The following is a 5,060-nucleotide window of genomic DNA, read 5'->3' as shown; positions in this document are numbered from 1 at the left end:
TTTTCGACATTGGGGACGGAGAATTGTACTCGAACATTGTGCATGGCAGGTCCGGTTTCAGTTAACAGTGATATGTAATTAAGGAATCAAAAAATGTGCCATATAATATTAAGTATTATTCAGGCTGAATGGAGAGGGTTTTTGCTTCCAAAACTGTTCGAAAACTAACACTGGTGTTCATTTTTGAACGGTTTAACTGCTTCTATTTCCAAAATAAAAACCTTTCAAAAGATCATTATTCGGAAGATTTTCAAGAGATTGCTCGGTCGTTAAGAAGTCGACGATCATTGAATAGGCTGCTTCAAGTTTTTCATAGTCGTGTTGTTCAGCAAAAACAGTGAAGCTGTATATCCGCTCATTTCCCAGTGAAACTGTGATCCGATAGTTTTTTGTGATATCGCAATCAAGGCGGAGAGTATATGTTCCAAGCTCAAATTCATGGATTCTGCGCCCGGGTTCAATGTCAGATTTTTCTTCTTTACTCTGAATCCTTTGAACAAGCTGTAGTATGTCGGGCTTTGGAATAGCTTCCTGTTTGGAAATGGAATAAGTAGAGGAAATAAGTTTTTTAAAGAAATTTAGCATCAATCAGGAGTTTAGAAATACGTATTTCTGAATGTGTTGCTGTGTGGTTTTGTTGTTAACATACACGAAAATGTAAATAAAAGGAGAAGTTCTATGGCATTTTTGATATCGGATAAATTAATTGAGCAGGTCTCAAATATCATTCACAGGGAAACACAGAAACATCCGGACCACTTGGATCTAACGGTAGCTGAGGTACACAGAATAACCGGAGCGGGGTCACTCGATTTTGGAGGAAGTGAATTCAAGCCGGCTGCCACCGAAAAGCTAACTCCGGAAAAACAAAAAACAGAAGACGATTACGGATGGTGGAAACTTGGCCATGGACCATACAAAATAATTTCTAATGAAAGAGTTGATCTGCCTGAAAAAAGCAGCGCCTTGATCACTCCCCATCAACATGCCAGCAAAGCCGGACTAGTTGCAAACAGTTACCTGCTTTCAGCGGATGAATCTAACCCGGACCGTTTGTCAATGAATGTTACCGTTTCTGAAGCCGGTTGCAACATAAAAGAAAATGCACGGGTTGCAGAGTTGCGAATACTGGAAAACTAACTTTCTGCGGCTTCTTCATATGGGTTCTCTTTTACAAGGGCTCCGTCTTTCAAATTTATGATACGATTGCCATAAGCAGCCATTTTCTCTGAATGAGTAACCTGAATGATAGTAACTCCCTCGTCATTCAGCTTTTTGAACATTTCCATGATCTGCTCGCTTTGTTCAGAGTGAAGGTTGCCGGTAGGCTCATCTGCGAGGATCAATTTTGGGTTTCCGATGATGGCTCGTGCAACTCCAACAACCTGTTGCTGTCCGCCGGAAAGTTGTGAAGGAAACAGATCCTTTTTTGCTACAATATTGAATCGATCCAGAATATCGGCTACCATAGCCTTACGCTGTTTCCCGGAGACTTTACGGTACAGAAGCGGCATTTCGATATTCTCGTACACGGTCAATTCATCCAGCAGGTGATAAGCCTGGAATACAAACCCTATATGAGATTTATGATATTCCGATTTTTTCTTTTCGCTGAGATTGTGAACCGGTTCTCCCAGGAATTTATACTCACCTTCAGAGGGATCATCCAAAAAACCGAGGATGTTCATTAAGGTCGATTTCCCGGCGCCACTCGGCCCCATGATGGTCACGAATTCCCCTTCCTCAATATTCAGGTCTATGCCCTTCAGGATGAAGGTTCGTTGGAACCGTTTGTCGATGTATTTGTCGATATTTCTTAGTTGGATCATAGGTTTTGTTTTGAGCAATCAGCCGTCAGCTATCAGCTTTCAGTTTTTCGATCTTGATAAAACTGAAAGCTGAAGCCTGAGAGCTGACGGTTATTAATTATTCACTTCTTAAACTTTCTATAGGGTTCGCCACTGCAGCTTTTATTGATTGCCAGCTGATGGTAACTAATGCAATAAGTAAAGCAGTTATAGCCGCCAGCGTAAATGCCCAAACCGGAATATCAATCTGGTAAGCAAAGTTAGCCAGCCATTGTTTCATTGCAAACCAGGCTACGGGAATGGCAATAATAATTGCTATCAGAACGAGTGCTGTGAATTTGGTAGATAAGCGAAGTACGATCTGAGATACGGAAGCCCCAAGTACTTTTCGGATACCGATCTCTTTCACTCGTTGCTGAGTGGTAAAGGAAGCCATGCCGTACAATCCAAGTGCAGCTATTATGATCGCCAGGACCGCAAAAAATCCAAATAAAGTTCCCAGCCGTTCTTCAGCCCGGTACTGCTCATCAAAATTCTCCTGCACAAAATAGTAGGAAAATGGATATCCGGGACGAAGGGTAGCCCACTGTTCTTCCAGAAATTCAAGGGTGGCTTCCCGTTCACTATCTCTGATCTTGATGGCGATGCTGTTGATACGGTCATCCGGGATCAGGAACACAATGGGGGCGATAGATTGGTGCAGTGACTCAAAGTTAAAGTCTTGAACTACCCCGATCACACGTCCCCGGCGGTTCCCGTAATGAAATTCCTTATCAATGGCATCCTCAGGTGATGTCCAGCCAATGGTGCGCACCGCGGATTCATTTAAAATAAAGGACTCTGTAGAATCACTGGCAAGATTAATGTCAAAATCACGGCCGGCTACAAGGTTCATGTTAAAAGTCTGTATGTAATCATGGGCAACGTGAATATCAGCGATCCTGAAATCAATTTCTCTGAGCTCCCCATCTACTTCTGCAGAAGCTCCCTGAGAATCAAGCAGTCGCCCGGACGGAACCCGGCTTGCCACGGAAACATTCAGGATTCCGGGATGTGAAAGCAGGCGTTGACGAATATTTTCATAGTTTGAGGTGATCTGCTCACTGACCGGAAGCACGGCTACATTTTCTTTATCGAAACCGAGATCCTTATTCTTCATAAAATTCAGTTGCGTAAATACCACGAGCATACTTGCGATCAGTGCAATGGAAATAGTAAATTGAGTGATCACAAGTACCGAACGAAATCGCTCATGCACTTTGCCGGCTTTAAAAGTTCCTTTCAGGACACTTGCCGGTTCAAATCCGGATAGGAAAAAAGCAGGATAACTGCCGGCAACCAAGCCAACAAAACCCACAATGCCGATCATTCCGATAAGCTGTGTATAGTTTTGAAACAGGTTGAGGTTCAGATCTTTATCGATAAAATCATTGGCGAAAGGAAGGATCAATTCTACCAGGAGAATGGCAAGAAATAACGACAACAAAGCCATCACCATAGACTCTCCAATAAACTGCTTTATCAGGGAGGTACGGTCAGCTCCGATCACCTTTCTTAACCCAACTTCCACGGCACGTTTAACCGATCGGGCTGTACTGAGGTTCATGAAATTGATGCAGGCAATGATCAGGATAAAAAGGGCGATAGCGGTGTATATGTAAATATATTCGATACGACTGTTAGCCTCAATTTCAGAATCCAGGTTGGAGTGCAGGTGGATGTCAGTGAGAGGCTGTAGGATCAACATCGTGCCTTCAGAAGCTGGTCGGTCATGTCCCTCTTGGGCCAGGTTACGATCCATAAAAGCAGGGATCTGGTCTTGTAATCTTTGATAATCATATCCTTCGGGAAGCAAGAGATAGGTGGCAAAATTATTACTCCCATAATTCTGCATCATAGCAGCCTGACCACCATAGAACTGTACAACCGGTTCCATAGAAGCAAGGAAATCGAATTGGAAATGGGAGTTTTCAGGTACATCCTCAATAATACCCCGCACCTGAAATTGCAGATCAACTCCCTGAACTTCTCCTTCAAAGGCTTTACCCATGGGGTCTTCATCTCCAAAATATTTCTCAGCCATGCTTTCGGTTAGTACAATGCCATCCGGATAAGTAAGAGCTGTTGCAGGATCTCCTTCTATCATCTTCCAGGAAAACATGTCAAAAACTTCAGGGTCGGCAAAGAAAAAACGATCTTCTACAAAAGATTTGTCCTCATAGCGGAGCAGGGGATTGACCTGGAAAAAGCGCACCATTTCTTCTACGGTACCTTCAAAATCATTCTCCAACATGGGGCCAAAAGGAGGGGCTGCATGACCAAGATGAAGACTGGTTTCACCATCCTGATTAAACCAAGCCCGGGTAGCTCGCACTATTCGATCAGAATTGTCATGATATTTATCATAACTGAGTTCAAACTGAACGTATAGAAGGATCAGGATACAGACTCCCATTCCTAAGGCCAGCCCGGAGATATTGATAAAGGAATACCCCGGGTTTTTACGAATATTCCGTAAAGCAATTTTGATGTAATTTTTGAGCATGGGTAATGTGTTTACGTGTAAAAGTGCGTACGTGCACTCTATCGTAAGCACGTACGCACTTTACTACATTAAGTTATTCACTTCTTAAACTGTCTACAGGATTCGCTACTGCGGCTTTAATGGATTGCCAGCTTACCGTCAGTAATGCGATCACTAAAGCAGTTGCGCCTGCAAATATAAAAATGGACGGGCCAATTTCAATCCTATAAGCAAATTCACTAAGCCATAGATTGATAGAATACCAGGCCACCGGGATGGCTAACACAAAACCTATGATGATAAGTTTAACGAAATCTTTTGATAGCAAAGCTACAATATGCGTGATCGTTGCTCCCATTACTTTTCGGATGCCGATCTCTTTGGTTCTTCGCTGGGCAGATAAGGCGGCTAACCCAAATAGTCCAAAGCAAGCCAAGGCAATGGCCATAAAGGATGCAAACTGGATAATGTTCCGCCAGCGCTTTTCTTCCATGTATTGGAGCGCTAACATCTCATCGAGGAAGTTATAGTTGAACGGTTCTTGAGGGGCGATCTGATTCCATGTTTCTGAAAGCTTGGAAATGGTCTCACTTAAAGAACCTGAAGAAGCTTTTACTAAAACAGTGTTGGGAGAACCATAATCTTGGCTATTCATATGTTGCAATGCTATTGGATGTACACGTTCGTAAAGGGGTTTGAAATGAAAATCACTGACTACTCCAATGACT

The 5,060-nt window shown here is 42.9% G+C and carries 5 protein-coding genes; 1 reads left to right on the top strand and 4 read right to left on the bottom strand.

All coding sequences use genetic code 11. The features are described from left to right. Positions 1-192: 192 nt before the first annotated feature. Positions 193-585, bottom strand: coding sequence for a hypothetical protein (locus VFM80_RS08875; protein ID WP_395071472.1), 393 nt, complete (start codon positions 583-585; stop codon positions 193-195). A 93-nt stretch (positions 586-678) separates the two neighbouring features. Between VFM80_RS08875 and VFM80_RS08870 the strand changes: the two genes are divergently transcribed. Further along, positions 679-1,140 (top strand): hypothetical protein, encoded by a 462-nt coding sequence (locus VFM80_RS08870; protein WP_395071471.1) that lies wholly within the window; start codon positions 679-681, stop codon positions 1,138-1,140. Here the strand turns inward: VFM80_RS08870 and VFM80_RS08865 are convergent. The 3 genes from VFM80_RS08865 to VFM80_RS08855 all read right to left on the bottom strand — a co-directional run. Further along, on the bottom strand, positions 1,137-1,829 hold the full coding sequence (locus VFM80_RS08865; RefSeq protein WP_395071470.1) for an ABC transporter ATP-binding protein: 693 nt from the start codon (positions 1,827-1,829) through the stop codon (positions 1,137-1,139). The genes VFM80_RS08870 and VFM80_RS08865 overlap by 4 nt on opposite strands. A gap of 97 nt (positions 1,830-1,926) precedes the next feature. Continuing rightward, complete coding sequence (locus VFM80_RS08860) at positions 1,927-4,353, bottom strand: ABC transporter permease (protein ID WP_395071469.1); 2,427 nt, start codon at positions 4,351-4,353, stop codon at positions 1,927-1,929. A 73-nt stretch (positions 4,354-4,426) separates the two neighbouring features. Then, positions 4,427-5,060: ABC transporter permease (locus tag VFM80_RS08855; RefSeq protein WP_395071468.1), on the bottom strand; the 634-nt coding region annotated here is incomplete at its 5' end.

Origin of the sequence: Gracilimonas sp., assembly GCF_035704785.1 — a bacterium.
Taxonomy (GTDB): Bacteria; Bacteroidota; Rhodothermia; order Balneolales; family Balneolaceae; genus Gracilimonas.
The sequence above is the reverse complement of the archived record's forward strand: the minus strand, read 5'-3'. Positions and strand labels throughout refer to the sequence as shown.

Excerpts from the sequence above, each read along its gene's own strand:
- VFM80_RS08875 (WP_395071472.1), bottom strand. The coding sequence starts at position 585 with ATGCTAAATTTCTTTAAAAAACTTATTTCCTCTACTTATTCCATTTCC.
- VFM80_RS08870 (WP_395071471.1), top strand. The coding sequence starts at position 679 with ATGGCATTTTTGATATCGGATAAATTAATTGAGCAGGTCTCAAATATC.
- VFM80_RS08865 (WP_395071470.1), bottom strand. The coding sequence starts at position 1,829 with ATGATCCAACTAAGAAATATCGACAAATACATCGACAAACGGTTCCAA.
- VFM80_RS08860 (WP_395071469.1), bottom strand. The coding sequence starts at position 4,353 with ATGCTCAAAAATTACATCAAAATTGCTTTACGGAATATTCGTAAAAAC.